This is a genomic window from Acinetobacter tianfuensis, from assembly GCF_003611465.1.
In the GTDB taxonomy this organism is placed as follows: Bacteria; Pseudomonadota; Gammaproteobacteria; order Pseudomonadales; family Moraxellaceae; genus Acinetobacter; species Acinetobacter tianfuensis.
Window position 1 is genome coordinate 183605 of the sequence record NZ_RAXV01000002.1, and the last position, 25456, is coordinate 209060.

Consider the following 25456-nt stretch of genomic DNA (forward strand, 5'->3'; position numbering starts at 1 on the left):
TTATTTAACTGAGTTAACCTTTTGAATAAGTTTATCAGTTAAATCAAATTTAGGGTCATAAGCCAATGCGGAATTTTTGTTCAAAACCACATCTAAGCTATTTTCTTTGCGCAATTGCTCTGCAGCTTGCTTAATACGTGCATCCATTGTGCGTTTAATACTTTGAATATTATTTTCAACTACACCCTGCACTTTTTGCTGCAAACTATTCATCTCATTAATTTTCGCCTCATACTGAGCAGCAAACTTTTGCTTTTCAGCATCTGAAAGTTTGGCGCCAGTTTGCTGTGCGCGCTGCTGCAGCGCTTCGAGTTCCTTGCTTAAAGCTGAAATTTGATTTGTTTGCGGCTGAATTTGCTTTTGAATGACTGCATTTTGCTGCTTAATATATGTACTTTGCTCTACAGCGCGTTCTATATCAATTACTCCATAACCTGCTGCATGAGCGGCGCTTCCGCTCAGCAGAGTTAAGGCAACAATACTTTTTATAATCTGTTTCATGTATTCACCTTTATTTTTTATCCCCCGAAAGGAACCGTACTTAGAAAGTACGGCCAATTTCGAATTGGATATTTTTGGTATCATCACCAGCTTTATCATTCATCGGGAATGCATAGCTCAATGAAAGCGGACCAATCATCGTAATCCAAGTAAAGCCTGCACCAACACTATAGCGCATGTTATTCATATCAAAGCCATAGTTGTCTTGACAATATTGCTTAGCATCAACACTTTTGTTATTTGCATCTAAATACAATGTACCTGTTGGAACATCACACTGCGTATCAAATACCTGTGCGCCTTCGGCAAATAATACTGGACGAACTTGACGTGTCCAATCCCCCTTAAACGGCAATGGCAATACAAGTTCTGCACCAAATTGAACCAAAGCATTACCACCAACTTCTTCAGGATCATGATCACGCGTTTCTGTTTCACTATAAGTCACACCAGGGTATTTAGGACCCAAAGTACTGTTGTCATAACCGCGTACAGAGCCAAAACCGCCAGCATAGAAGTTTTTATAGAACGGCAAATCATTACCATAGCCTAATTTACCATAACCGCGAAGTACGAAATCCTTACCTAATGGGAAGAAGGCTTGCGCATCATAAGTTACTTTTTGATATTCAACATCACTGCCTGGCAAAGCAATTTCAGCATTTACACGATGTGACATGCCATTAGTCGGGAACATTGGACGGTTCAGCGTGTTATAGCTCCAACCCAAGTTTAGGTTATAAGTTAAGAAGTCACCTTCAAACTCATTATCATATGTAACTTCAGGAACTGCACAACTATAATAGGAAATAACGTATTTTGTGCTATCTGTAGTAATCTTACCGTCAGAATCCAAATAATTACCATTTGAATCGGTCAAATATACAGGAACTGTATTTTGCGCATTACCACTTGCATCATTTGGACAATATGAGCCTTTTCCTGTTGATTTACCGCCATTCTGCAGCAAATAATCACGTACATAAGTCGACACATACGGACCAGTTGTAACCTTTGTACTATCAATATTCAAACCTGCACTGATGCTTTGGTTTTCATCAATTGGATAGCCAAAATTAATGCCGCCGCCGAAACTGTCCGTTACATAGTTGTTAACGTTGTAGTCATCATCCAGCTTAGTTTTACGGTAATACATATTGTAACCGCGGCGCACACCATCAATGGTGAAGTACGGATCTGTGACACTCAGGTTGTAGTAATCTTGAGTTTCAGAACGCGATAAATCAATAGAAACAGAGTTACCCGTACCCAAGAAGTTAGTTTGGCTTAAACCTGCTTGGAATGTTACACCGCCGCTTTGTGAGAAACCGACTGCTAAAGTACTTGTACCTGAGTGCTGCTCTTCAACAGAGACATTCAAGTCAACTTGGTCTGGAGCATTTGGTACACGAACTGGCTTAACGTCTACAGTTTTAAAGAAACCAGTACGTTCAAGACGCACTTTAGACAAATCAATTTTTTCATTGCTTGCCAATGCGCCTTCCATTTGACGCATTTCGCGGCGCAATACTGAATCTTCAGTTTTTGAGTTGCCTGTAAAGTTAATGCGGCGAACGGTCACTTGCTGACCTGGATTGATATAGTAGCTCAAATCAACCAGTTTGGTTTCATTATTAATTTGCGGCACAACATTGACTTCAGCAAAGTAGTAGCCGGCATTGCCGTATTTGCGAAGCAGCAGCTGTTTTACAGCATTCACTTTTTCTTGCGAATAGATATCAGCATCTTTATAAATTTTAAGCGCTTCTAAATCTTTAGCAGGATACAAAGCATCGCCTAAAAATTTCGTTTCGCCAAATTTAAACTGCTCACCTTCATCCACAGAAACTTCAATAAAGACATGCTTTTTATCTTCACTTAAGTTCAAGCTTGAATTTGCAATATTAAAATTGATATAGCCTTTGTTCAGATACATTGCACGCAATGCTTCTAAGCTGGCAGCCATTTTTTCACGCGCATAGCGGTCATTGCGGGATACAACAGATGCCCAGCCGCTTTCTTTCACTGCAAAAGCTTGTTTAATATCAGCATCTTTAAAAATTGTATTACCAATAATATTAATATCAAAGACTTTGGCTGCTTTACCTTCACTAAACTCAAGTAAAAGGTCTACACGGTTATTCGGCTTTGCAGATGTTGTTACACGCACATCCGCATCATAACGGCCTTGCTGCATATACTGCTGTTCAAGCTCTGTTTCCACAATTTGCAGTGCAGATTTTTTCAGTACCTCACCTTCAGCCAAGCCCATTTTTTTCAGGCCTTCTTCCAGCGCTTCCTTAGGAATCAGCTTATTGCCCTTCAATTCAATTTTTGAAATGACTGGACGCTCAACCACTGTGAAAATAAGCGTATTGCCGTCTTGTGATGCTTTAATATCATCAAACAAGCCTGTTGCGTACAATGTGCGGATTGCATTTGCAGTTGCAGAATCATTCACTCGGTCACCGCTGGTGATCGGCAGCATTGTTGCTACACTTTCCGGCGCTAAACGGACTAATCCATTCACTTTTACATCTTGTACTATAAAATCATCTGCTGCATATATTTGTTGTGCTGATGCCATTGCACTGACGAGTGCCAAAGGCATAAATAAATGTTTGTGCTGCATGCCAGTCTTTTCCGCTGTTAAATTTATTCCATCATCTACGCAGTTTATAAACGCATAAAATCATTGAAGAGTGCCAGCAGCATCATGCTGCCAAGCAGTACCATACCAATTTTTAATCCAACCAATTGTATTTGTTCAGAAACAGGTTTACCACGAATTAATTCAATAAAATAGTAAATTAAATGACCGCCATCAAGCATTGGAATCGGCAGCAAATTCAAAATCCCTAAGCTGACACTCATCAGCGCCATAAAGGAAATAAAGGTTTGCCAGCCCATTTCAGCGCTTTGCCCTGCAACTTTCGCAATCGTAATTGGACCCGATAAATTATCTAGACCGATTAAGCCCCGAACCATTTTCACAATTGAACCTAGAATCATACTGGAAAGCTGACCAGTTTTATCTAGCGCCATTGTAAACGCTTCTGCCGGAGTGTATTGAATTGTTTGTTTGTATTCTGCAGGAATTGTCACTTTGCCTGGGTCACTTTGAACACCCAGCACACCCGTCACATTCCCCATATTATCGCGCTTACCCTGAGGCATTACGTCCAAATGCACCAGCTGCTGCCCGCGCATCACTTCAATTTTTAACAGCTTTTCTGGCGATGCCTGCACCACTTGCACAACATCAAACCAATCTTTCATTGCTGCGCCATCAATTGAAACAATACGGTCGCCTTCTTTCATGCCTTGCCGCACCGCAGCGCCGCCTTCACTCAGCTTTGTAATAACAGCTGGAATTTGCGGACGGTAAGGCGTAAAGCCAAGCGCCTCAAGAGGTGATTGCGATTGATCTTTTAAGAATTGCTGAATAGGCAGCTGGAAGGTTTTAACTTCGTCTTCACGCTGCGCAGTCACGGCAATATGACCCGTTTCACCCACACGGTCAACCACAGCATAACTCAGTTTTTCCCATGTACTTACGGGTGTGCCGTCAATTGCTGTAATTTTGTCACCAGAATGCATCTGAACCGTTGCGGCAGGCGTATTTAGCAACACTTTTCCAACACGGGTATTCAACTGTTCTTGTGCAGGTAAAAATAATGCCCAAAACAGCACCACTGCGAAAGCAAGATTAATGAGGGGACCTGCAGCAACAATTGCAATCCGCTTCCATGGATGCTGACGGTTAAAAGCATAGGGTAAATCTTCTTCTGCCACATTGCCTTCACGCTCATCCAGCATTTTTACATAACCGCCAAGCGGCAAAGCAGAAAGCTGATATTGAATGCCCGATTTTTTAGATGTCCACTTCAGCAGTGTTGGACCAAAACCAATAGAATAAACTAGAACTTTAACGCCCAGTTTGCGAGCAACAAAATAATGGCCAAATTCATGAATTGCAATTAATGGCCCAAGCAATAAAACTGCTGCTGCTATTACAAACAAGGCATTCATCGTTTAGCTTCCTTTATCCATCACCAATTGCTGAGCAATTGAACGCGCAGTTTGATCCGCCTGCACAATTACTTCCAAACTGGCAGCGGCTTTATTTTCCATACGGTTTAAGGTCCGCTCCACAATTTCAGGAATCTGCATAAAACCAATTTTTCCATGCAAAAATGCGTCCACCGCGATTTCATTGGCTGCATTTAAAACTGCCGGCGTAATACCGCCCGTTTTCATTGCTTGGCGTGCAAGCTGTAAAGCAGGAAAACGCACAGTATCAGGTTCTTCAAAATTCAGCTGTGAATGCTGAAATAAATCCAGCGCAGGCACATGTGTCTGAATACGTTCAGGCCAAGCCAATGCATGCGCAATAGGTGTACACATATCTGGATTGCCCATTTGCGCCAATGTAGAACCATCTACATATTGCACCATGGAATGAATAATACTCTGCGGATGAACAACTACTGTTACAAAATGTTCTTTCACTGAAAATAAGTGGCAAGCTTCGATCAGCTCTAAGCCCTTATTCATCAAAGTTGCAGAGTCAACAGAAATTTTCTGCCCCATAGACCAGTTCGGATGCTTACAGGCTTGGGCCGGCGTCACCGTCTGCAGCCGCTCAATTGTATGATGCAAAAATGGACCGCCTGAAGCCGTCAGCAATATTTGCGATACACCTAATTTAGGCTGTCCGTTACGTTCTGCACTGAAATAGTTTTGCGGTAAGCATTGGAAAATTGCGTTATGTTCTGAATCTACTGGCAATAATGCTGCATTATTTTCTAAAGCAGCCTGCATCATAATATCACCCGACATTACAAGCGCTTCTTTATTTGCAAGCAATACCCGCTTACCAGCCTTTACTGCAGCCAATGTCGGCAGCAATCCAGCAGCGCCGACAATGGCTGCCATAACCACATCTGTTTCAGCATGTTCTGCAACTGCAATCAATCCAGCTTCGCCAGATAATATTTCAATATCGGCCAGCTGATGCTGCACGAACAGCTGATGAAGCTCATCCACTTTATGCGGCGGAACAACAGCAATTTTAGGCTTGTACTGTTTGCAAATTTCGACCAGTTCTACAATTCTGCTATGCGCTGTGACTGCAAAAACGGAATACTCTTGCGGATGCTGCTGCAGGATCTTTAAGGTGCTTTGACCTATAGAACCCGTTGCACCCAAGATACAAACAGATTGTGTCATTTATAAATCTACGCCAATAAGTTTTAAAACATATAAGCCAGCAGCAAAAATAGGCGCTGCTGCCAATAATGAATCGATACGGTCTAAGACACCGCCATGTCCCGGCAAGATACGGCCAGAGTCTTTAATGCCTGCACGGCGCTTGATCATTGATTCAAACAAGTCGCCCAATACAGAACTGAAAACCGTAATAACAGAAAGGATTAAAAAGAGCGCGTGTTCAGCCAAGCTTAAATCTAAATAAATCACTTCCACAACAATCACGATCAGCATAGCTGTCGCTACGCCGCCATATAAACCTTCTACAGATTTATTTGGACTTACATCTGCTGCAAGTTTCTTTTTGCCTAGTTTGCGTCCAACGAAGTATGCGCCGCTGTCTGCTCCCCAAACCAGCAAGAACAAGTACATCAGCCACCACGGTGAACTTTGCCATACCGAATAAATGGCAGTAACAGCGGCAGAAACTAAAACAAAGCCAATAACATTTAAAGAAGGATTATACCAGCTGTCATATTCAGGATAAGACTTCACCCAATACACGCTAAGAACCCACGTCAAAATAGACGCAGCCCAAAGCAGCAGCGCCACATCTGTATAGCTGAGCGCCAAAGCTGAAAGCACAGCTGCCGCTATGCCATAGCACCATGCCAGCGGCTTATTCGCATTTTCTGATTTTTTAGGCATGAGTTTAAACCACTCATAGCCAGCTACCCCTGCTGCAATGATCATCAGCACAAACATTGGATAATGAGAAGACGAAGCAAACATACAGCTCAGTACAACTGCAACCAAAACCAATGCGGTAATAATCCGCTCTAACATTTATTAATTCTCAAGTGTCGCTTGCTGAATTTGCTCTGATGTTTTACCGAAGCGGCGTTCACGCCCTGCAAAGACTGCAAAGGCATCCTCTAATTCTTCGACGGTAAACTCAGGCCATAATGTCTGTGTAAAATACAGCTCTGCATAAGCGGCCTGCCACAATAGAAAATTTGAAAGACGGAAATCACCGCCTGTACGAATTAATAAATCTACTGCGGGCAAATCACTCATACTGACATATTGACCAAATACATCAACATCAATCGCATCAAGCGTTAATTTATTTGCCTGAACATCTGCCGCAATCTGCTTCGCAGCTTGCGCCATATCCCACATGCCGCCATAGCTTACAGCGATGGTCAGCGTCATGCTAGTGAACTTAGCAGTCCTTTCTTCAGCATGCAACATAAGCGCACGCAATTCTGGAGATAAACGTGACCGATCTCCGATAAAGCGCAATGCAATGTTGAATTTTTCCATGCGGGACAGCTGTTCGTGAATGGTTTCTTCCAGCAGTTTCATCAGCAGCTCGACCTCAAATTGAGGACGGTTCCAATTTTCACTAGAGAAAGCAAATACGGTCAGCGCTTGAATGCCTGTTTGTCGGCAATGCTCTACGATCGGGTCAAGAATGTCCTTTCCAGAACGGTGTCCTTCACCTTTTTGCATTTGATTTTTTTTGGCAAAACGATTGTTGCCATCCATGATGATGGCAACATGTTTCGGAAGACGGGAAGTTTCTTCAGATGGGGTCATTCAAACTTAGACCTTCATCAATTCAGCTTCTTTCGCAGCTAAACGTTTTTCCACTTCTGCTACAAATTTGTCTGTAATTTTCTGGATATCATCACCTGCACGGCGTTCATCATCTTCAGAAATTTCTTTTTCTTTCAATAATGCTTTGATATCACCCAAAACGTCACGGCGGATGTTGCGGATTGCAACTTTCGCATTTTCAGCTTCGTTACGCGCAACTTTCTGCATATCTTTACGGGTTTCTTCAGTCAAAGCTGCCATTGGCACACGAATCGAATCAGAAGAAATTGGATTTAAACCCAAATCTGATTCACGGATTGCTTTATCAATTGCACCCGCCATATTGCGTTCAAATGGCTGAACAATCAGCGTACGTGAATCTTCAACACCAACGCTTGCAACTTGGTTTAATGGCACGTCTGAACCGTAGTAAGGAACCATAACACCGTTTAGGATAGATGGATGCGCACGGCCTGTACGAACCTTTGCAAAACCATGCTCCAAAGACTCCAATGATTTATTCATGCGGTCTTCGGCATCTTTTTTAAGATCGTTAATCATGTGATCTTCCTTACTGAATTTTTAATAAGAGATAAGACTAAAATAGTCTGTAGTATAAAGAGCTTTAGGCCCCACGTACATTAATTCGTAACGTGAGTACCTTCTTTTTCACCCATAACTACTGACAGCAATGAACCTGATTTATTCATATCAAATACTTGAAGCGGCACATTGTGGTCACGGCATAAGCAAATTGCCGTTAAATCCATCACACCCAGCTTTTCATCCAATACTTGGTCGAAAGTCAATGTGTCATATTTCACAGCATCTTCAAATTTGCTTGGATCTTTATTGTATACGCCATCTACTTTTGTCGCTTTCAAGATCAAATTCGCTTCAATTTCGATACCGCGCAGACATGCAGCTGTGTCTGTTGTAAAGAATGGGTTGCCAGTACCTGCAACAAATACGCACACTTCACCGCGTGTTAAATGACGGATTGCATCACGGCTTGAGTATGGCTCAACCACCGCGCCAATTGTCAATGCAGACATTAAACGAGTTTTGATGTTGCGGCGAACCAATGCATCACGCAAAGCCAAACCATTCATGACAGTTGCAAGCATGCCCATTTGGTCACCTGTTACACGGCCAACCAAACCATCTTTTTGCAGCTGGCTGCCGCGGTACAAATTGCCGCCGCCAACAACGATACCAACCTGTACGCCTAAACCCACTAAGTGAGCAATTGCTAAAGACATTTGATCAAGCACTTGCGCGTCGATACCCATATCTTTATTGCCAGCAAGCGCTTCACCCGAAAGTTTCAGCAAAATACGTTCATAACGCGGTTTTTTTGAGTCCATCATCTAAAACTCCAATACCTATATCTAATCTAAAATATTATTCGTATGCAGCGCTTAAGCGGACTTAATGCTGATCAGCTTCGCAAACAGGTCATACTCGTCTGCATCGGTAATTTCCACCTCCAGCAGATCACCTGCTTTAATCAGAGACTTATCGATGTCTTCAACAAATACGTTGCCGTCAATTTCAGGCGCATCTGCATAAGAACGCGCAACTGCAACTGGGAATTCATCTTCAAGACCATCCACAAGCACTGTCATTTTTTGACCGATACGCTTTTGCAATTTTGCAGCAGAGATTTCTTGCTGAACTTCCATGAAGCGTTCATAACGCTCTTGCTTCACTTCTTCAGGCACATGATCCGGCAGGTCGTTTGCAGTCGCGCCTTCAACTGGCGAATACGTAAAGCAGCCAACACGGTCAAGCTGCGCTTCTTTCAGCCAATCAAGCAACATGACGAAGTCTTCTTCGGTTTCACCAGGGAAACCAACAACGAATGTTGAACGAATCACTAAATCAGGGCATTTTTCACGCCAAAGCTTCAAGCGCTCTAAAGTATTTTCACTGTGCGCAGGACGCTTCATCAGTTTCAAAATTTTAGGACTTGCATGCTGGAATGGAATATCCAAATACGGTAGGATTTTGCCTTGCGCCATTAAATCAATAACAGCATCCACATGCGGGTACGGATATACATAGTGCAGGCGCACCCAAATACCCAATTGGCCCAATGCTTCACACATGTCATAGAATTTAGTTTTAACAGGCTGACCGTTCCAGAAATCCAGCTTGTATTTTGTGTCCACGCCGTAAGCCGAAGTGTCTTGGGAGATAACGAGCACTTCTTTTACGCCAGCTTTCTTCAAAGCTTGAGCTTCACTTAATACAGAGCCGACAGGGCGTGAAACTAAGTCACCGCGCATGCTTGGAATAATACAGAATGTGCAGCGGTGGTTGCAGCCTTCTGATATTTTCAAATATGCATAATGCTTAGGCGTCAAACGGACACCCTGCTCTGGCACCAGGTCAATAAATGGATTGTGTTTTGGAGGTTCAGGCACATACTGATGCACTGCTTCCATTACGTCTTGATATGCCGCCGCACCTGTTACTTTTAAAACATTTGGATGCATTTGGCGGATTTTGTCTTCGTCTTTACCCAAACAGCCTGTGACAATCACACGGCCATTTGCGCTCATCGCTTCACCGATCGCGTCCAAAGACTCTTGCACTGCAGATTCAATAAAACCGCAGGTATTTACAACAACTAAATCTGCACCGTCGTAATCTGACGCTACATCATAACCTTCAGTCTTTAACTGAGTTAAAATTCGTTCGGAATCTACCAATGCCTTAGGACAACCTAAAGAAACAAAACCGACTTTGGGGGATTTCATGAATCTGCGCTCCACTAGAATGCGCGTATTGTATGTCTTTTCGCTTCATAAAAACAGGTGAAAAGGATACTCTTTATATCACGCACCAAAATAATGCCATAAATCTAACCATATAAACATTTATGCACCATCTTGAATCATTTTTTATTTACAGCACTTTTTTAATTCGTTATACCTTTTAAACAAAGGCTAAATTCAGCGCATTTTGCTTAACTCACCATAAAATTTAAGCCAATTTCATAAAAGTTGGCGTGCATTTTGCTTAATCTGCATCAATTCAGTCCAAACACTGACACACAAATGCTTTATGAAGATGCCATTGCGCTATTTTAAAACAGGAACTCACCGCTAATGGATCAGCCCATGACTATCGATTATCGCTTACTTGTAGATAATTTAACGACAGCAATTTTACTGGTCGATAGTAAGCTTAATATTTTTTATTTGAACTCATCTTGCGAAGCATTATTTGACATTAGCTTACTTCGCGCTGAGGGCTTGCCTGTACTGAATCTTTTACATATGCCAAACGATGAATTCAATACAGAAGAAGCGCTGAACAACACTTTAGCGACTGGCCAGCCATACACGCGCCGTGAAGCAACCATTAATGTAAAGTTCAAAGAAATGCATGTGGACTATACTGTTTCACAGCTAAACTCAGGGAAACCGTATCACCCGCTGTTAATTATTGAATTAAATCCAATTGACCGTATGCTGAAAATCTCTAAAGAAGAGAACTTTATTCAGCAGCATCAAGTTGCCCGCCAGCTGATCCGCGGTGTAGCCCATGAAATTAAAAATCCGCTAGGCGGCATTCGCGGCGCGACACAGCTGCTGGCCCGCAGTTTAAATGATCCTCAGTACAGCGAATTCACCGACATTATCATCAGCGAAGTTGACCGCCTGCGCAATTTAGCCGACACCATGCTTGGCTCACGCCAGCTGCCAAGTTATGAACCAGTGAATGTACATGAACCGCTGGAACGGGTGCGCGCGCTCATTGTCAATCAAACTAAAAAGAAAATTAAAATTACCCGTGATTATGACCTGTCACTGCCTGATGTCATGGCTGACCGTGACCAGCTGATTCAAGTCATGCTCAATATCAGCGTCAATGCCGTACAGGCTATGACCGAAAATAAAGAATTCTTCACAAACCATCAGCCTGAACTGATTTTACGTACCCGCATTCAGCGCCTTGTCACTATTAATGGCGTACTGAAACGCTCTGCAGTGCGTATTGATATAGAAGACAACGGGCCAGGCGTTCCTGAAGAAATATTAGAATCGGTGTTTTATCCATTAGTGACTGGCCGAGCGAAAGGCACTGGTTTAGGACTGAGCATCGCACAAAACATCATGCACCAGCACAACGGGATGATTGAATGCCAATCTGTGTCTGGTCAAACCATTTTTAGCTTATATTTACCTTGGGAGTCGGATCATGCCGCGAAATAAAATCTGGGTTATAGATGACGATCGCGCAATGCGCTGGGTACTGGAAAAAACCTTCAAAGAAGAAGGTTTTGACGTTACCAGTTTCGAAGAAGCCCAATCAGCCTTAGATCAGCTGAGCCTAGATGCGCCAGATGTCATTTTAACCGACATCCGCATGCCCGGTATCGACGGCTTAACATTCCTAGGTAAAGTAAAAGGCCAATACCCTGACTTGCCTGTCATTATTATGACAGCGCATTCAGACTTAGAGTCTGCTGTTTCCAGCTACCAAACTGGCGCTTTTGAGTACCTGCCTAAACCCTTTGATATTGACGAAGCGCTTGCATTAGTCAACCGCGCAATTTTGCACATTACTAAGCTGCAGCAGCAAGAATCAGCGAAAACCGCTCAGCCAATTCAGTCGACTGAAATTATTGGTGAATCGCCTGCCATGCAGGAAGTCTTCCGCGCGATTGGCCGTTTATCACAATCACACATTACTGTGCTGATTAACGGTGAATCTGGCACAGGCAAAGAACTGGTTGCACATGCCCTGCACCGCCACTCTCCGCGCAGCAGCAAACCTTTTATTGCGCTGAACATGGCCGCCATTCCAAAAGATTTGATTGAAACCGAATTATTTGGTCATGAAAAAGGCGCATTTACTGGCGCAAACACACAGCGCCAAGGCCGCTTTGAACAAGCCAATGGCGGTACGCTGTTCCTAGACGAAATTGGCGACATGCCATTTGAAACACAGACACGTTTATTACGTGTATTGGCCGATGGTGAGTTCTACCGCGTAGGCGGACACATTCCCGTTAAAGTCGATGTGCGTATTGTCGCTGCAACCCACCAAGATTTAGAAAAACTCGTACAAGATGGCCGCTTCCGTGAAGACTTGTACCACCGTCTAAATGTTATCCGCATTCACATTCCTAAACTGGCGCACCGTAGCGAAGACATTCCAATGCTGGCACAGCACTTCCTTGCACGCGCAGGTAAAGAGCTGGGGGTAAGTCCGAAAATTTTACGCGCTGAAACTCAGGAATACATGCAAAAGCTCCCTTGGCAGGGTAACGTTCGCCAGCTGGAAAATACCTGCCGCTGGTTAACAGTGATGATTACTGGCCGTGAAGTCTACCCTGAAGATCTGCCTTCCGAACTGAAACAGATTCCAATCCATCAAAGCGGCGAAGGCGCACCTGCTCCGCATAACCTAGACCGCATTTCTATTCATCACTGGGATGAGATGCTTGGCCAATGGGCTGTGCAAAAACTGAAAAATGGCGAGATGAAAATTTTAGACATTGCAACGCCAATGTTTGAACGCACACTGATTAATGCAGCCCTGCAGCAAACACGCGGCCGCAAACGCCATGCCGCCGAACTTCTTGGCTGGGGACGCAACACGCTGACCCGCAAGCTGAAAGAGCTTGGCATGGACAGCACCGAGGATGACATTGAAGAAGAGGTTGAAGGTTAAACTTTCATATTTTTCCAAAATAAAAAGCTAACTTTCCAAAGTTAGCTTTTTTAATGCCTCAAACGCCTAGTCCTGCAAAAAGGCCTGCTTAGCCTTAAGCGGTAAAGCCAATATAACGTGAATAGCCTTCAATACCCAAGTCAGACTGATAAATCACGTAATGATCAAAAGCAGCCGCTTTAAGCTCATCCAGCATAATCACTTGATCATCATTCGCATGCAAATCATCCACATTACGGCGCATAGTCGTTTCAAACTCATCCGTAATGTACTCAAAACCAATATCCATCGCAATAAACAAAGTATGCTCACATGGCTGAATATACTGCTCTTCAGCCCAATCAATGACTTGCTGCTGGCAATGCGGGCAAGCAATATTATCAGTTGGCTGGACCGCAAGCTGAATAAGTTGATATGCCATAGGTGCTTCATCGTTATTAAATCTAGGCTATATTAACAAATGAGCTATTTTGAACCAAAGAATTTACATCTAAATATGCATAAAAAAGGAAGCCCGAGCCTCCTTTTCGTTCAATGCTTAATGATGCAATTATTTCTGACTTGCCTTATATGCAGACAAACCTGCAATCGCTATAGCTGACAGCACAATCCCTGGGGCACTTGCCACCAAAATACCCGTTGTACCCAAGCCTAAAGCTAAAATTTTACCTGTTAATAACGGCCCTGTCATTGCACCCAAACGGCCCAAAGAAATTGCACTGCCCACACCCGTCACTTTACCTGCGCCAGCGTAGAAGATTGGTGAAATACCGTAAAGGATCGATTGACCGCCTGTAGAGAAAATACCGCCCATTACGCCTGCAACGATCAGCACAGGAATAGACGTTGTGGTGAATAAAGCAAATAGCGCCACAAACAAGCCTGTATAAATCAATACCGACATTTGCCACAACTTTAGGCGATCCAGCAAGTAGCCAAAACCAAGCGTACCAATGACAGCGCCTACTTGAAACACCAGCATGATCATGAATGCCTGCTGCTTCTCCAAACCTTGCTCCATAAGCAAGTTCGGCAGCCAGCTGATTAAAATATAGTTCACCATAAGCGTAAAGAAGAAACCTACCCACAGCGGCAATGTATATTTATATTTTTTCTCAGCAAACAATACTTGCGCCATTGGCGGTACAGTTTCCGCGCTTTTCACTTCCACAACAGCTTTTGGTTTATCTTTTAAAATAAACGCCATGAATGGAATCAGTACTAAAGGCGCTAAACCGCCAATTAAGAAAATGGCATGCCATGAAATATCTTTAAACAAGATACCCAAACCAGCAACAAAAATGGCGCCTACAGGCAAGCCGCAGTACATTAAACTATTTAACTTGCCGCGGTTCGACTCATTCGCTTCGTCACCCACCACTGAAATCATGGTCGGCATTGCAGCCCCCAAACCTAAACCCGTAAAGAAACGCGCAATATACAAAACTTCAATGCTTGGCGCTAATGCCGTAATCGACATAAATACGCCAAATATTGCAATTGAAAGCATTAGCATTTTCTTTTGCCCTAAATAATCTGCTGCGCGGCCGCCAAAAAATGCGCCAAACAGCATACCAAATACACCTAGGCTAAACACATAGCCCATTTGCACTTGATCCAATGAAAATGTCGCCGCAATTCCTTTCGCCGCGATTCCAGGCGCCTGCAGGTCAAAACCCTCAAAAAACGCCACCCAGAAACACAAAAATACCGTTAGAAACTTTTGCATTTTCCCCGTTTGTACTTGTGCCATAATTCACCCCCTATCCATAGTACACAGACAGCCCTCTACTGCCTGCCAAGGCATTTTCTGCCGAATGAATCACAATAAATACCACTACAATGGTCGGATTAAAGACAGACCAACAAGCCAATTAAGATTCAAAAGATTGCACATCAATAGTTTTTGACTCTTATTATTTTAATTTAGACTTATATATCAAAAACTTAATACAACAAAAGATTACAGCTATGCCATGATAGCGAAATACAATCATTCCGCTTTTTCAGATCAACGCCAGTATTTAACTTTAAATAAACGCTGCTATTAAGATCGAATAAATAGCAGCAAAGCATATAAAACACCTGCGGCATATCAATACAAATAAAAAAACCCGCACTCAGCGGGTTTTTTTCACTTTAAAAGCTTAAGCAGATTTTTTAGCATTGGCATTTTTACGAATCGTAATCATCACCAATTGCACTGCCGCTGGTGTAACACCCGGAATACGGCTTGCCTGAGCAAGTGTTTCAGGGCGCACATCTTTCAGCTTCAAGGTAATTTCACGTGAAAGGCCAGAAACCGCATCATAATCAAAATCAGCAGGAATCTTAGTCTCTTCTAAACGCTTCAACTGCGCGACATCTTCTTGCTGACGGTTGATATAACCTTCATATTTCACCGCAATTTCAATTTGCTCGCCTACAAATGCAGATACTTCAGAACCCGTTAATTCTGCAATTTGCGCAAAGTTGATATTCGGGCGTTTAAGCAAATCAATTGCAGAAGTCTCTTTAGACAGGTCATCACCTGTCATTTCTACAAATTTCTTACCTAGCGGATTATTTGGCGCTGCCCAAAGATGCTGTAAACGGCCTTTTTCTGTTTCTACCGCTTCCATTTTTTGGCAGAACGCATCCCAACGCGCATCATCTACCAGCCCCATTTCACGGCCAATTGCAGTTAAACGCTGATCTGCATTGTCTTCGCGAAGCATTAAGCGGTATTCCGCACGCGACGTGAACATACGGTACGGCTCTTTCGTACCTAAAGTAATCAGGTCGTCTACCAATACCCCCATATACGCTTCATCACGCTTAGGTGTCCATTGCTCTTGATCCCACGCACGGCGTGCAGCATTCAGACCAGCAAGCAAACCTTGCGCGCCCGCTTCTTCATAACCTGTTGTACCGTTAATTTGACCAGCGAAATACAGGTTATTAATTGCTTTAGTTTCCAAAGAAAACTTCAAGGCTTGCGGGTTAAAGTAGTCATACTCAATTGCATAGCCCGGACGCAGAATGTGCGCATTTTCCATACCGCGAATCGAGCGGACAAGCTCAAACTGCACATCAAATGGCAATGATGTTGAAATGCCGTTTGGATAAAGCTCATGCGTATCCAAACCTTCAGGCTCTAGGAATACTTGATGCGAGTTTTTATCGGCAAATTTATGAATTTTATCTTCGATTGAAGGACAGTAACGTGGACCTACACCTTCAATTACACCAGTATACATTGGTGAACGGTCTAAGCCTCCGCGGATAATGTCATGGGTTTTTTCATTGGTATGGGTAATATAGCAGTTCACTTGCTCAGGATGCATGGAAGCATCACCCATGAATGACATTGTTGGCGACGGGAAATCTCCCGGCTGCGCTGTCATGACAGAAAAATCGACAGAACGCGCATCAATACGCGGCGGTGTACCCGTTTTTAAACGGCCTACAGGCAAGTTTAATTCGCGTAAACGCGCAGCCAATGAAATAGACGGCGGATCACCCGCACGGCCGCCTGACGCGTTATTTAGGCCAATGTGAATTACACCGCCTAAGAATGTACCTGTCGTCAATACCACAGTTTTCGCATCAAAGCGCACACCCATTTGAGTGACAACACCTTTAACCGTATCGCCTTCTACAATCAGGTCATCCGCTGCTTGCTGAAAAATATCCAAGTTCGCTTGATTTTCCAAAGTCTCACGAATGGCCGCTTTAAAACGCACACGGTCAGCTTGCGCACGGGTTGCACGTACTGCTGCGCCTTTACGCGAATTTAAAATACGGAATTGAATACCGCCTTTGTCCGCAGCCAAAGCCATTGCGCCGCCCAAAGCATCAATTTCACGCACTAAATGCGACTTGCCAATACCGCCAATCGCAGGGTTACAGCTCATCTGCCCTAAAGTCTCAATGTTATGAGTTAAGAGCAAAGTCTGTCGGCCCATGCGCGCCGCAGCTAGAGCCGCTTCGGTACCTGCGTGACCGCCGCCGATAACAATGACATCGTAAACTTTAGGATAATGCATAGTGGTATGGAGAGATTTCAAAAAATGGATGACCGAAGATTATAGCAAAAGTTCAGAGATAAGTTGACTGATTCAGTCGTTTTTATTGTATTTTACCAGTCTCAGCTGGTATACACAGTTTCAACAGCAAATACGCTTTGCAGCATTTTTCAGCAAAATAAAACACTTTTTCAGCAAAATTAACCTGATTACCCTTGTACAGCACAGCCGATCTTTTATGCTGAAGTTTGATCCACAGAAAATAAAAGGATAAAAGCAATGATTAAAACGATGCTGCTCTCGACCTTACTGTGCGGTTCTTTTTTCGCGTCATTTTCAGCTGCAGCAAATGACAAAGTCGAAACAATCTATAACAGCACGAAGTTCCAGCAAGTCTGTAAAGGCAAATCACAAGGCGCTGAAGTAAGCTTTGCTTATAGAGGCATTATCTGGAATGGCACATGTGAACCTCAATTCTTCAGCTCCTCCAGCAAAGCTGGATTAACAGGCAATGAAGCAGAGCTCAACTCAATCTGTCTAAATGATGCAAACGTAAAATCTATAAATATTGAGGGCAAAGAAATTTACGGAAAATGCGCACTCGGATTTTCACCGCCGCGTCCAAAATAGCTGAGCATGAAAAGCGACGAATGAATGCCAGCCATCTCACATTTCACTCAAACATAAGGGCAAAGTACCTATTTTTTGCCCTTTTTCTTTATTGATAAATTAATTAACTTGTTTAAACTCAATGCCAAAGGATGATAAAAACAAGGATATTCCATGGATTCGGGCATATTTGTATTTTTTCTGCCGGTCATTTTAGCATTTATGATGATGGGGCTTGGTTTAGAGCTGACAGTTAAGGATTTTTTACGTGTAGGACGCTACCCGAAAGCAATATTTATTGCGCTGTTCTGCCAGCTGATTGTTCTTGTCGGCATTGCATTTTTCATCTGTACAGTACTTCAATTAGAGCCTTTGCTCTCTGTAGGCGTGATGCTTTTAGCCGCCTCTCCCGGCGGCCCGACTGCAAATTTAGTCAGCTATATTTTCAAAGGCGATGTTGCGCTAAACCTGACATTAACTGCCCTTAATTCCTTAATTACCACCTTTACATTGCCTTTTATTGTCAACTTATCTCTGCTGTATTTTTTAAGCGCAGACACGACCATCGGCATGCCTGTCGCCAAAATTGCCCAAGTCTTCTTAATTGTATTTATTCCTGTTTGTTTAGGTATGCTGATTCGCCACCATTTTCCTAAAATTGCGCGCCAGTGGAATAAACCGATGCGCATGCTGTCGATCCTATTTCTTACAAGCATTTTTATTTACGCCCTTTTCCAAGAGCGTTCAAATGTCATCCTTTATTTTATCGATGTCGGAATTGCTATGGGGCTATTTTGCTTCAGCAGCCTGTTCATTGGTTACTTAATTCCTCATCTCGCTGGCATTCCTGAACGCCAAGCTCGGGCATGTACATTTGAAATCGGCATCCACAATACCGCAGTCTCTCTAACTATTGCTTTATCTGTATTATCCAATACAACAATTGCTATTCCAGCAGGCGTATATTCGATTTACATGTATATATTTGCAATCGGTTTCGGTTTATTTTTAACACGTAAAGAAAACGGCAGTCTGGCTATTTCGCAGACGAAACAGGCCAAATAAAAACACTTAAATTCTTAATTTATAATTCTTTACAAAAAAGGAGTTTCAACAGCACCTGCACAGCGGATAGTTTTAAAGCACATAATGATAAAAAACGGACAATGAAGGATTTAGGATGAATTCACAAATTATTACGATTATGCTCCCTTTAGCCCTCGCCATTATTATGGTTGGATTAGGCTTAGAGCTTACTCTTAAAGATTTTGCACGAGTAAGCAAACACCCGAAAGCGGTACTGCTTGCACTATTCTGCCAGCTTGCTGTATTGACCAGCATTGCATTTGCCTTATGTAAAATTTTCAATTTGCCGCCGCTATTATCCGTTGGCCTCATGCTTTTAGCCGCCTCTCCCGGAGGCAGCACAGCAAACCTGTTCAGCTACTTATTTAAAGGCGATTTAGCGCTGAACATTACTTTAACTGCAATTAACTCTGTAATAGCTGCAGTTACGCTGCCTTTAATTGTCAATTTTTCCATTGCGCATTTTATGCAAGAAAGTCAGCAAATCACCCTGCAGTTTTCAAAAATCCTGCAGGTATTCAGCATCATCATTGTCCCTGTAGCTATTGGCATGCTTATTCGGCACTATTCACCGCGCCTAACCGAAAAGCTCAGTAAACCGCTGCGCATTTTTGCTGTCATTTTCCTGATTTTAATTATCGTTGGCGCAATAGCTGCTGAACGAGAAAATATTATGACCTATTTAACACAAGTTGGCGCCGCAACAGCAATTTTCTGTATCTGCAGCTTAACTATCGGTTACTTTGTACCGCGCTTAGCCGGGATCAGCAGCACGCAGGCCCGCGCTTGCGCATTTGAAATTGGCATTCACAACAGTACATTAGCCATGACTATTGCACTTACCGTCATGATGAGCTCTGCAGCCGCCATGCCTGCCGCCGTATACTCTATTTTCATGTATATTTTTGCAGCCTTATTTGGATTAATGCTCAGCAAATTTGCGCCAATCCCGTCTGCAAAAGCTGAAACAATATAAAACTGCACCATGTTTTTAAAATAAAAGGATGCAAAGCGCGTCCTTTTATTTTGCTCAGAGCCTCTTAAAATATAGGCGATACCAAGCAAGTTCCGCTACAATAGCTTTTTTGAAGACAAAATTAGGTTCCTTACTGTGAAGTGGCTGCAAATTCATATTACTGTTGATCAAGCGCAAGTAGATTTCACTGAGACATTACTCAGTTCATTAGGCGCAGTCAGCGTAACTTTAGATGATGCTGAGAATCAGGACCTGCTTGAACCGCTTCCGGGTGAAACACCGCTTTGGAACAAAGTCATTGTGACAGGTATTTATGCACAAGAAGACGGCGAAGAAATTGATGTAGATGCTTTGCTGACCTTTGTTGCCGCACAATTGCCTGAGGCGCCTGTGCGCCATGAATTCCTAGAAGACCAAGCGTGGGAACGCACATGGATGGATGCTTATGAGCCGATCCAAATTGGTGAAAAATATTGGATTGTGCCTGAATGGATGCAAGCGCCTGAAGCCGATGCTGTCAACATTAAGCTTGATCCTGGCCTAGCTTTTGGCACAGGGAATCACGCATCTACTTTCCTTTGCCTGCAATGGCTCGGTCAAACAGACGTAAAAGATAAAGTCGTCATCGATTATGGCTGCGGCTCAGGCATTTTAGGTGTTGCTGCCCTGCTGCTCGGCGCAAAAAAAGTTTATGCAACAGACATTGATCCTCAAGCCGTTTTAGCAACCCAGCAAAATGCCGAATTGAATGGTGTACTTGACCGCCTATATGTCGGCCTGCCGGAAGAATTCAACGAAGAGCTGAAAAATGAGAAAGTAGATGTCTTTGTTGCAAACATTCTTGCCGGACCGCTAATGATGCTTGCAAAGGAATTCTCAACTTTAATTAAATCTGAGGGAGAGTTCGCACTTGCAGGTGTAATAGAAGAGCAAGTTGCTGATGTTTCTAACATTTATAGCAAATTCTTTGATATATTGAAGGTCGAAATTCGTGATGAATACTGGTGCCGCATCTCTGGTAAACGTCATTCTTATTAATTCAGCTATGTAAACAATTATGAGCAGCAAACAGACCTATTGCCCATCGTGTTCTACCACCTACAGGATATCTGTCGCACAGTTGACGATGTCGCAAGGGATGGTTTGCTGTCCAAAATGTTCAAATACGTTTAATGCTTTAAGCTATTTACTTAACGTTAACAAAGAACAATTCATTCCTTCATTAAATGAAGCAATGAAGCCTGTCATGACGACAGAGCCTGTAGATGTCGAAAAAGTAAATAGGGAGGCAGACAATCTGCCTTCTCCGCTCCAAGCAAATACTAACGGCATGCTGGCAATTTTTGACAAAAAAGTCGAAAACTCCAACATTGACTTAAAAACCTATTTGAACAACCTGAACTACTTTAGTACAGACCCTATTGGCAACTTCCCTGCCCTGAATTGGTCAGACAAACAAGAGCAAAAGCAAAAACGTTCTGTACTCAGCTATTTTGGCTGGACTCTAGTCAACATTTTGCTATTCAGCACACTGCTGTTCCAGTTTTTTTGGTTTAATCCTCACTATTTAAATGGCAGCCCAATTATGAGCGCCGCATTTAATAGTGTATGTTCTGTATTTAACTGTTCTAAATTTGATGAACAGTACATGCTGCTTAACCTAAAAAAGGTTAAAGTTTCACCTACAGCTAAGAATGAAGTGACGTTCAGCGGTGAATTGGTCAACTTCCACACCCGCAGCCTGTCTTTACCTATAATACGCGTCAAGCTTAAAGACAATGGTCAAGAATTTGCAGTTTACAATCTGCAGCCGCAGGAATATTTGATCGGCAGTCTTTCCAGCATCAAACGTATTCCAACCAATACGCCATTCCGTCTTAAATTTACTCTGCCTCACTCACGTAAAAGCTTTGACAGCTATACTCTAGAAATTATTCGTCCGTAAAATTGAAAAAAACTATAAAAAAAAGTAAAAAAAATGCAGTTTTCTTGCTCACTTTTTCTTAGACAATGGTATGATACGCGCCACGAAAGCTTTGTGCTGCAATCTCCTCAGTCTTTTTAATACAAATAGAACATCAGCAAAATGCGCTTTATTTATTTATAGCGTATAGAGCAGATTTTTTTGTTTTAAAAATGGTCTGTAACAAATGTTTAACTATTGTTACGCTTATTTTTCGACCATTTTGACGAGTTGTGGCATGCTAAATGTACAGTTTTAGAACTACCCGTTTTAGGATCTAAAACGGAGTTCATTTAAATTTTTAGACCACTTTATATATATCACTTTTACCCAAGTGATATTCAGATTTTTCGGATTAATTCGCATGAATAGCAAATCTCCTATTTTTACTGCACAATCTGATGTCGCTCTTCGTATTCACGTAGATCGCGCAGTTCGCCACTACTTTGCACAATTGCAAGGCGAACAACCATCTCAAGTTTATGACATGGTGCTGGCAGAAATGGAGAAACCTCTTCTATCTGTTGTTCTAGAATACACTCGCGGCAACCAGACTCGCGCTGCTGAAATTCTCGGCTTAAACCGTGGTACTTTACGTAAAAAGCTAAAAGCTCACGGTTTAATGAGTGAATAAATGATAAAATGCTTGCGGCTTCCGCGGGCATTTTTTTTACCTGTATATTAGCTAATTTGTTTTAAATCTTGAAAACTGTGACGAAGATCATGACTATTAAACGCGCTTTAATCTCTGTGTCTGACAAGACTGGTATTGTTGAATTTGCACAAGACCTTGCTGCTCTTGGGGTAGAAATTTTATCTACTGGCGGTACATATAAGTTGTTAAAAGACAACAATGTTGCCGTAGTTGAAGTTTCAGAGCACACGGGTTTCCCAGAGATGATGGACGGCCGTGTAAAAACACTGCATCCTAAAATCCATGGCGGCATCTTGGCTCGTCGCGGTCTAGACGAAGAAGTAATGGCTGAACACAACATCGATGCGATCGATTTAGTTGTTGTTAACCTTTACCCATTTGCTGCAACAGTTGCTAAACCAAACTGTTCACTTGCTGATGCAATCGAAAACATCGACATCGGCGGTCCGACTATGGTTCGCGCTGCTGCGAAAAACCATGCATCTGTAGGTATAGTTGTAAATGCTGCTGACTATGCGACTGTCGTTGCTGAGCTTAAAGCTGAGGGTGCTTTATCTTATGCAACACGTTTTGACCTTGCTGTTAAAGCATTTGAACATACTGCTCAATACGACGGCATGATCGCCTCTTACTTAGGCGCACGTGTTGGTAAAGAAGAAGGCGAAGCAGATAAATTTGCCCGTACTTTCAATACGCAATTGAACAAAGCACAAGATTTACGTTACGGTGAAAATCCGCATCAATCTGCTGCTTTCTATGTAGAAGCAACTGCAACTGAAGCATCTGTTTCAACTGCAAAACAGTTACAAGGTAAAGAATTATCTTATAACAACATCGCAGATACAGATGCAGCACTTGAATGTGTAAAATCATTTGCAAAACCTGCTTGTGTGATTGTTAAACATGCAAACCCTTGTGGCGTTGCGGTATCTTTAGACGGTATTCAAGCAGCGTATGACCTTGCTTATGCAACAGATCCTGAATCTGCATTTGGCGGCATCATTGCATTCAACCGTGAATTAGATGTTGCAACTGCACAAGCCATTGTTGATCGTCAATTCGTTGAAGTGATCATTGCGCCTAGCGTTGCTGACGGCGTGCTTGAAGTGACTGGCGCGAAGAAAAACGTTCGTGTACTTGTATGCGGCGAACTTCCTGCAATTGACGCGCGTCAAGCTCAACTTGACTACAAACGTGTCAATGGCGGTTTATTGGTTCAAGACCAAGACTTAGGCATGATCACGAAAGATGACTTAAAAGTTGTGACGAAACGTGCACCAACTGAACAAGAAATCGATGACATGATCTTCGCTTGGAAAGTTGCGAAATACGTTAAATCAAACGCAATTGTTTATGCTAAAAACCGTCAAACCATTGGTGTGGGCGCAGGTCAAATGAGCCGCGTTAACTCTGCTCGTATTGCTGCGATTAAAGCTGAACATGCTGGTTTAGTGGTTGAAGGCGCTGTAATGGCATCTGATGCATTCTTCCCATTCCGTGATGGTATTGATAACGCTGCGAAAGCGGGTATCAAATGCATTATCCAACCGGGCGGTTCTATGCGTGATGAAGAAACCATTGCTGCTGCTGATGAAGCTGGTATTGCAATGGTATTCACTGGCATGCGTCATTTCCGTCACTAATTAATATATTAAATCCTCCCTAGCCCTCCTTTAATAAAGGAGGGTTTTCTATATCATAATAGAACGAAGGGAGTCCCCCTTTCCAAAGGGGGATTTAGGGGGATTCTTATTTCTGGAAGGATTTTTGATCATGAATATTTTAGTTTTGGGTAATGGCGGTCGTGAACATGCGCTTGCATGGAAAATCGCACAAGACGACAAAGTTGCAAAAGTTTTTGTTGCTCCAGGCAATGCAGGTTCTGCAACAGAAGCAAAATGTGAAAATGTTGCGCTTAACATTTTAGACAATACTGCGATTATCGACTTCGCTAAAAACAATGCAGTTGATTTAATCGTTGTTGGCCCTGAAGCACCGCTTGTAAATGGCGTTGTAGATGCTTGCCGCACGGCTGGTGTAAAAATTTGGGGGCCTACTCAATTTGCTGCGCAGCTTGAAGGCTCTAAAGCATTTGCGAAGCACTTCCTTAAACGCCACAACATTCCAACTGCTTTCTATGACGTGTTTACAGAAGTAGATGCAGCGAAAGCTTTTGTTGAAAAAAATGGCGCGCCAATTGTGATCAAGGCTGATGGTCTTGCTGCGGGTAAAGGCGTAATCGTTGCCATGACCAATCAAGAAGCATTTGATGCCATTGATGACATGCTTGCAGGCAACAAATTTGGGGATGCTGGCTCACGCGTAGTCATCGAAGAATTCCTTGCAGGTGAAGAAGCATCTTTCATTTGTATGATTGATGGTGACAACATCTTGCCTATGGCAACTTCACAAGATCACAAACGTATCTTTGAAGGTGACCAAGGTCCAAACACGGGCGGTATGGGCGCTTACTCTCCTGCTCCTGTCGTGACTGCTGATGTGTTTGAAAAAACCATGAATGAAGTGATGCGTCCTACCGTTGAAGGTATGAAAAAAGACGGTCACATTTATACAGGTTTCTTATACGCAGGTTTGATGATTGATGAACAAGGTCAACCTAAAGTGATCGAGTTCAACTGCCGTTTTGGCGACCCTGAAACTCAGCCGATCATGATGCGTTTAAAATCATCTTTAGTTGATTTGGTTGAAGCAGGTATTGCGGGTAACTTACCTGCCGAAGCTGAATGGGATGAGCGTAAGACTGTAGGTATCGTTTTAGCATCTAAAGGCTACCCTGAAACGTCGAGCAATGGCGATGTAATTTCTGGTTTAGACACAGAAATGGCAGATGCGAAAGTCTTCCATGCAGGTACGAAAGCGCTTGAGAATGGCGACATTGTGACTGCTGGCGGTCGTGTACTTTGTGTGACTGCACTGGGTAATACCATTGGTGAAGCGCAAGCCAAAGCATTAGAACTTTGTGAAAAAGTGACTTTTGATGGTGTTCAATACCGTAAAGATATTGGCTACCGCGCAATTGCACGTGAAAATGCTTAATTAGATTTAAGAATAAAAACCCCGCTAAGTGCGGGGTTTTTTGATATATTCAATTAAATATCAAACAAATACTTTCTAAAAATGCGCTTTAATTTATT

Annotated in this window: 22 protein-coding genes; 10 read left to right on the top strand and 12 right to left on the bottom strand. The window is 42.8% G+C overall.

The genetic code is table 11. The features are described 5' to 3' along the window. From D7V32_RS02325 to rimO, 9 genes are all read right to left on the bottom strand, one after another. The gene (locus D7V32_RS02325; protein WP_120401308.1) at positions 1-501 is read right to left on the bottom strand and encodes an OmpH family outer membrane protein; all 501 of its coding nucleotides are present in this window, start codon (positions 499-501) and stop codon (positions 1-3) included. A 40-nt stretch (positions 502-541) separates the two neighbouring features. Further along, the gene (gene bamA / locus D7V32_RS02330) at positions 542-3133 is read right to left on the bottom strand and encodes an outer membrane protein assembly factor BamA (protein WP_120401309.1); all 2592 of its coding nucleotides are present in this window, start codon (positions 3131-3133) and stop codon (positions 542-544) included. Positions 3134-3177: 44 nt separating this feature from the next. Continuing rightward, the gene (gene rseP, locus D7V32_RS02335; RefSeq protein ID WP_120401310.1) at positions 3178-4533 is read right to left on the bottom strand and encodes an RIP metalloprotease RseP; all 1356 of its coding nucleotides are present in this window, start codon (positions 4531-4533) and stop codon (positions 3178-3180) included. A 3-nt stretch (positions 4534-4536) separates the two neighbouring features. Next, positions 4537-5733, bottom strand: coding sequence for a 1-deoxy-D-xylulose-5-phosphate reductoisomerase (gene ispC / locus D7V32_RS02340; RefSeq protein ID WP_120401311.1), 1197 nt, complete (start codon positions 5731-5733; stop codon positions 4537-4539). Continuing rightward, on the bottom strand, positions 5734-6558 hold the full coding sequence (locus D7V32_RS02345) for a phosphatidate cytidylyltransferase (protein WP_120401312.1): 825 nt from the start codon (positions 6556-6558) through the stop codon (positions 5734-5736). A 3-nt stretch (positions 6559-6561) separates the two neighbouring features. Further along, positions 6562-7314 carry a polyprenyl diphosphate synthase gene (gene uppS / locus D7V32_RS02350; RefSeq protein WP_120401313.1) on the bottom strand — a complete coding sequence of 251 codons (753 nt, stop codon included), beginning with the start codon at positions 7312-7314 and terminating at the stop codon, positions 6562-6564. 6 nt (positions 7315-7320) lie between these two features. Continuing rightward, positions 7321-7875, bottom strand: coding sequence for a ribosome recycling factor (frr, locus tag D7V32_RS02355; RefSeq protein WP_120401314.1), 555 nt, complete (start codon positions 7873-7875; stop codon positions 7321-7323). An 80-nt stretch (positions 7876-7955) separates the two neighbouring features. After that, positions 7956-8684: a UMP kinase gene (gene pyrH, locus D7V32_RS02360; RefSeq protein WP_120401315.1), complete on the bottom strand. Its 729-nt coding sequence runs from the start codon at positions 8682-8684 to the stop codon at positions 7956-7958. Positions 8685-8735: 51 nt separating this feature from the next. After that, positions 8736-10079 carry a 30S ribosomal protein S12 methylthiotransferase RimO gene (rimO, locus tag D7V32_RS02365; RefSeq protein ID WP_120401316.1) on the bottom strand — a complete coding sequence of 448 codons (1344 nt, stop codon included), beginning with the start codon at positions 10077-10079 and terminating at the stop codon, positions 8736-8738. Between the two features lie 351 nt (positions 10080-10430). Between rimO and glnL the strand changes: the two genes are divergently transcribed. Continuing rightward, entirely contained in the window at positions 10431-11540 is a 1110-nt protein-coding gene (gene glnL / locus D7V32_RS02370) for a nitrogen regulation protein NR(II) (RefSeq protein WP_120401317.1), read from the top strand. Continuing rightward, the gene (glnG, locus tag D7V32_RS02375) at positions 11527-13005 is read left to right on the top strand and encodes a nitrogen regulation protein NR(I) (protein WP_120401318.1); all 1479 of its coding nucleotides are present in this window, start codon (positions 11527-11529) and stop codon (positions 13003-13005) included. The genes glnL and glnG overlap by 14 nt, the downstream gene beginning before the upstream one ends. Before the next feature lie 94 nt (positions 13006-13099). Here glnG and D7V32_RS02380 read toward each other — a convergent pair whose 3' ends face one another. The 3 genes from D7V32_RS02380 to mnmG all read right to left on the bottom strand — a co-directional run bounded on the left by D7V32_RS02380 (position 13100) and on the right by mnmG (position 17033). After that, positions 13100-13426 carry a hypothetical protein gene (locus D7V32_RS02380; protein ID WP_120401319.1) on the bottom strand — a complete coding sequence of 109 codons (327 nt, stop codon included), beginning with the start codon at positions 13424-13426 and terminating at the stop codon, positions 13100-13102. Positions 13427-13555: 129 nt separating this feature from the next. Then, positions 13556-14758, bottom strand: a complete 1203-nt coding sequence (gene mhpT / locus D7V32_RS02385) for a 3-(3-hydroxy-phenyl)propionate transporter MhpT (RefSeq protein WP_120401320.1) — start codon at positions 14756-14758, stop codon at positions 13556-13558. 394 nt (positions 14759-15152) lie between these two features. After that, entirely contained in the window at positions 15153-17033 is a 1881-nt protein-coding gene (gene mnmG, locus D7V32_RS02390) for a tRNA uridine-5-carboxymethylaminomethyl(34) synthesis enzyme MnmG (RefSeq protein ID WP_120401321.1), read from the bottom strand. A gap of 258 nt (positions 17034-17291) precedes the next feature. Here mnmG and D7V32_RS02395 point away from each other — a divergent pair, with 258 nt between their 5' ends. The 8 genes from D7V32_RS02395 to purD all read left to right on the top strand — a co-directional run bounded on the left by D7V32_RS02395 (position 17292) and on the right by purD (position 25358). After that, the gene (locus D7V32_RS02395) at positions 17292-17642 is read left to right on the top strand and encodes a hypothetical protein (protein WP_120401322.1); all 351 of its coding nucleotides are present in this window, start codon (positions 17292-17294) and stop codon (positions 17640-17642) included. Between the two features lie 153 nt (positions 17643-17795). After that, the gene (locus D7V32_RS02400; RefSeq protein WP_120401323.1) at positions 17796-18686 is read left to right on the top strand and encodes a bile acid:sodium symporter family protein; all 891 of its coding nucleotides are present in this window, start codon (positions 17796-17798) and stop codon (positions 18684-18686) included. Positions 18687-18801: 115 nt separating this feature from the next. Beyond that, complete coding sequence (locus D7V32_RS02405) at positions 18802-19683, top strand: bile acid:sodium symporter family protein (RefSeq protein WP_120401324.1); 882 nt, start codon at positions 18802-18804, stop codon at positions 19681-19683. Positions 19684-19818: 135 nt separating this feature from the next. After that, positions 19819-20721 carry a 50S ribosomal protein L11 methyltransferase gene (gene prmA, locus D7V32_RS02410; protein ID WP_120401325.1) on the top strand — a complete coding sequence of 301 codons (903 nt, stop codon included), beginning with the start codon at positions 19819-19821 and terminating at the stop codon, positions 20719-20721. Between the two features lie 19 nt (positions 20722-20740). Then, the gene (locus tag D7V32_RS02415; RefSeq protein ID WP_120401326.1) at positions 20741-21628 is read left to right on the top strand and encodes a DUF3426 domain-containing protein; all 888 of its coding nucleotides are present in this window, start codon (positions 20741-20743) and stop codon (positions 21626-21628) included. 382 nt (positions 21629-22010) lie between these two features. After that, positions 22011-22280, top strand: a complete 270-nt coding sequence (gene fis, locus D7V32_RS02420) for a DNA-binding transcriptional regulator Fis (protein WP_001086304.1) — start codon at positions 22011-22013, stop codon at positions 22278-22280. 89 nt (positions 22281-22369) lie between these two features. Then, positions 22370-23944 carry a bifunctional phosphoribosylaminoimidazolecarboxamide formyltransferase/IMP cyclohydrolase gene (purH, locus tag D7V32_RS02425; RefSeq protein WP_120401327.1) on the top strand — a complete coding sequence of 525 codons (1575 nt, stop codon included), beginning with the start codon at positions 22370-22372 and terminating at the stop codon, positions 23942-23944. Positions 23945-24074: 130 nt separating this feature from the next. Continuing rightward, complete coding sequence (gene purD, locus D7V32_RS02430; protein ID WP_120401328.1) at positions 24075-25358, top strand: phosphoribosylamine--glycine ligase; 1284 nt, start codon at positions 24075-24077, stop codon at positions 25356-25358. Positions 25359-25456: the final 98 nt, after the last annotated feature.

Coding starts and splice junctions, on each gene's coding strand:
- D7V32_RS02325 (WP_120401308.1), bottom strand. CDS start 501: ATGAAACAGATTATAAAAAGTATTGTTGCCTTAACTCTGCTGAGCGGA.
- bamA (WP_120401309.1), bottom strand. CDS start 3,133: ATGCAGCACAAACATTTATTTATGCCTTTGGCACTCGTCAGTGCAATG.
- rseP (WP_120401310.1), bottom strand. CDS start 4,533: ATGAATGCCTTGTTTGTAATAGCAGCAGCAGTTTTATTGCTTGGGCCA.
- ispC (WP_120401311.1), bottom strand. CDS start 5,733: ATGACACAATCTGTTTGTATCTTGGGTGCAACGGGTTCTATAGGTCAA.
- D7V32_RS02345 (WP_120401312.1), bottom strand. CDS start 6,558: ATGTTAGAGCGGATTATTACCGCATTGGTTTTGGTTGCAGTTGTACTG.
- uppS (WP_120401313.1), bottom strand. CDS start 7,314: ATGACCCCATCTGAAGAAACTTCCCGTCTTCCGAAACATGTTGCCATC.
- frr (WP_120401314.1), bottom strand. CDS start 7,875: ATGATTAACGATCTTAAAAAAGATGCCGAAGACCGCATGAATAAATCA.
- pyrH (WP_120401315.1), bottom strand. CDS start 8,684: ATGATGGACTCAAAAAAACCGCGTTATGAACGTATTTTGCTGAAACTT.
- rimO (WP_120401316.1), bottom strand. CDS start 10,079: ATGAAATCCCCCAAAGTCGGTTTTGTTTCTTTAGGTTGTCCTAAGGCA.
- glnL (WP_120401317.1), top strand. CDS start 10,431: ATGGATCAGCCCATGACTATCGATTATCGCTTACTTGTAGATAATTTA.
- glnG (WP_120401318.1), top strand. CDS start 11,527: ATGCCGCGAAATAAAATCTGGGTTATAGATGACGATCGCGCAATGCGC.
- D7V32_RS02380 (WP_120401319.1), bottom strand. CDS start 13,426: ATGGCATATCAACTTATTCAGCTTGCGGTCCAGCCAACTGATAATATT.
- mhpT (WP_120401320.1), bottom strand. CDS start 14,758: ATGGCACAAGTACAAACGGGGAAAATGCAAAAGTTTCTAACGGTATTT.
- mnmG (WP_120401321.1), bottom strand. CDS start 17,033: ATGCATTATCCTAAAGTTTACGATGTCATTGTTATCGGCGGCGGTCAC.
- D7V32_RS02395 (WP_120401322.1), top strand. CDS start 17,292: ATGATTAAAACGATGCTGCTCTCGACCTTACTGTGCGGTTCTTTTTTC.
- D7V32_RS02400 (WP_120401323.1), top strand. CDS start 17,796: ATGGATTCGGGCATATTTGTATTTTTTCTGCCGGTCATTTTAGCATTT.
- D7V32_RS02405 (WP_120401324.1), top strand. CDS start 18,802: ATGAATTCACAAATTATTACGATTATGCTCCCTTTAGCCCTCGCCATT.
- D7V32_RS02415 (WP_120401326.1), top strand. CDS start 20,741: ATGAGCAGCAAACAGACCTATTGCCCATCGTGTTCTACCACCTACAGG.
- fis (WP_001086304.1), top strand. CDS start 22,011: ATGAATAGCAAATCTCCTATTTTTACTGCACAATCTGATGTCGCTCTT.
- purH (WP_120401327.1), top strand. CDS start 22,370: ATGACTATTAAACGCGCTTTAATCTCTGTGTCTGACAAGACTGGTATT.
- purD (WP_120401328.1), top strand. CDS start 24,075: ATGAATATTTTAGTTTTGGGTAATGGCGGTCGTGAACATGCGCTTGCA.